The following is a 2,515-nucleotide window of genomic DNA, read 5'->3' on the forward strand; positions in this document are numbered from 1 at the left end:
ATTTTATTATAATAGAGTTAGAAGTCATAGTTATTTAGGAAATTTATCACCTGTTAAATTTGAAGAAAAACAAGAAAAAGAAAAAGTGTTACAATCTGAAATGGTGGCTTAGGGATTAGCAAAAAAGTGTATGTTTTTTAGTTACCTCTCCACTATCATCATTACTTCTTGTTATCTATGGATATTTTGCACAAACAGAAAGAGAAATTATTAGTGAAAGAACAAAACAAGGATTAGCTGATGCTAAGTGTCCGGATGTGAATCGGCTGGCTGTCCAGATATGGTCGGCGTATGCACATCTTTTTTATAATTTTATCAAACCTATGAGTCACATTTTGTCCATAAAATATCTCAAATCTCAAGTTCTTCAAAAATTAAAGCTTTTTTTAAAGCAATCAATCTTTCTTCATAAAAGCTATTTAGTTTTTTTATTAGGTTTGTTTTTCTATGTCTGGTTTTACTAACAGATAGTTCGTCATAGTGCAATAATTCTTTTGTTTTTTCTATATATTGTGGAAACATTTCTATAAATTTTATAGCTATTTTTCTAAATTCATTTTTTACTTCAAGATGATTGAGCTCTAATATATCAGCAAGGTATAAAAAATCATCGATAGTAAACTTTGATTTTTGTGTTTTATGTTTCTTTTGAATTGGAAGAGCAAGGTCATCTATATCTTTACCTTTTATTACACCTAGTGATATAACATCATAAAGTGGAGAAAGGGTGAATTTCTCTTTTCCTATATTAATTATTGCTATATTTTTTACATGTAAATCACCATGTTGAATAATATAAGAATAAAAGTAAAACCTTAGAAGTTCTAGTTTTGAGTTTTTATCTTTTAATAGTTCATTTGCCTTATGAAATACTTCATCACTACTTGCAGTATATTTTTTACTACTTGGTATATTTAAAAGTTGTCCGAAATCGTATTGCTCATATCTAAACTCTTCATATCTATCAAATCTTTTAATAAGATAGTGAAAGTTACCATTGTGATAAATCAATCCGTTGTATGGAACATCAAATCCTAATTCATTTTTTGCAAAGCTCATAAAAAGATGTTCATTTACTAATACCTGTGGATAATAACTATTTTTATCTCCAAAATACTCCCCAATATTTTTATTAAAAGGTTTTAGCAAATAGTGTGGGTTTTTAGTATCTATGATAATTGTTTGTTTTTTTGTATCTATATTTATATCTATTTTATTTTGATAACCACTAAGTGAAGAGTAATCTGTATCACTTTTATCTTCAAGTATTTCATCTGATATATCAAGTTCATAGTTTAATACATTTGGATAAGAATAGGTTTCAAGAAGTTTATTTTTTATAGTGGTATAACTTGGTCTTTTATCATTTGATTTTTTATATTTAAATAATTCATAAGTATATACAAACTCATAAGAACCATGAGTATTGAGTAAAGTTGTAAGACTATCAGCTAGATCATCAAAGTTCTCAATATTAAGATGTTTTTCTCTTCTATGCGATTCTGGAATAAGGTTTTCAAAGATATAAAAAAGAGTATTACTCAAATATGGATTTTCATTTCTTGGTATTCCAATAAGTTCAGAACCTTTATATTTTTCGTTATATTCAAAAATATATTTACCATCTCCAAAACTAAGCTCACCTATTATAATGCCATCATTAAGTACCGTGATATTTTTATATGAGAATGTTTCTTTATATACTCTTTGATAATAAGTAGCTCTACCTTGCCCAAATCTTTCTATAGAATTTGACTCAACTAATGATTTTAAAATATTGTTTAGAGTTGAACCTTTAATATCTGTTTTTAACTCTATTAATTTTTTAGTTAATTGTGGCTCTTTTTCAAAGAGTTCTAGTATTACCTTTTCTTTATTTATCATCCAGAATCGTCCAATATTTTATATTTTTAAGCTTTTTATTATATTTAAAAATAACTTATATGATACTTTCTCTATTTTTATTATCTATTACATTTGTTGTGTGAACCAACTCCGCCCTAAAGAGGCGAAGCTTTCTAACTAGCAACTTCCAATGAAGTTGAACGAAAGGCTTTATATCAAATTTCACACCACAAAGACTGATAATTCCATCTTCATAAGTACTTTCGAAAAAACTTTCAACTGTATTATCAAGTGTTTCTAATTCCATAATAAGCCCATTTGATATGCTGTTAATGATTCCCAGACTATCAACTAAAAATCTAGCTGTTTTATCTATATCATCTTTGAAAGCTTCTATAAACTCACTTTTACTTGCACCACTAACTAAAATTTGTGAAGTTTTATCTGTAAAAACAGTTGCTCCAGCTTGATTTAATTGAATGATTTTTCTTAATTTATTTTCATGTTTTGCAACATCTATTAAACTTTTTGCCATTTTGAATTCCTCGTATAATTTTCATATGAATAAATAATCTAGTTTTTAACTAAACTATATATTCTTTTAAGATTGAAGTACTAACTTCAAATCTTTAATTTTTTACAGTTTATGACTTTAGATAAAACAACATTT

At 26.4% G+C, this 2,515-nt stretch carries 2 protein-coding genes; both read right to left on the reverse strand.

Going from position 1 to position 2,515, the window contains the following annotated elements; all coding sequences use genetic code 11:
- Positions 1-351: 351 nt before the first annotated feature.
- Entirely contained in the window at positions 352-1,884 is a 1,533-nt protein-coding gene (locus B0174_RS11955; RefSeq protein ID WP_108561319.1) for a type II toxin-antitoxin system HipA family toxin, read from the reverse strand.
- Between the two features lie 55 nt (positions 1,885-1,939).
- A complete protein-coding gene (locus B0174_RS11960) occupies positions 1,940-2,380 on the reverse strand; it encodes a hypothetical protein (protein WP_108561322.1) in 441 nt (146 codons plus the stop codon).
- Positions 2,381-2,515 lie beyond the last annotated feature (135 nt).

Origin of the sequence: Arcobacter caeni (assembly GCF_003063245.1) — a bacterium.
In the GTDB taxonomy this organism is placed as follows: domain Bacteria; phylum Campylobacterota; class Campylobacteria; order Campylobacterales; family Arcobacteraceae; genus Aliarcobacter; species Aliarcobacter caeni.

Coding starts and splice junctions, on each gene's coding strand:
- B0174_RS11960 (WP_108561322.1), bottom strand. CDS start 2,380: ATGGCAAAAAGTTTAATAGATGTTGCAAAACATGAAAATAAATTAAGA.
- B0174_RS11955 (WP_108561319.1), bottom strand. CDS start 1,884: ATGATAAATAAAGAAAAGGTAATACTAGAACTCTTTGAAAAAGAGCCA.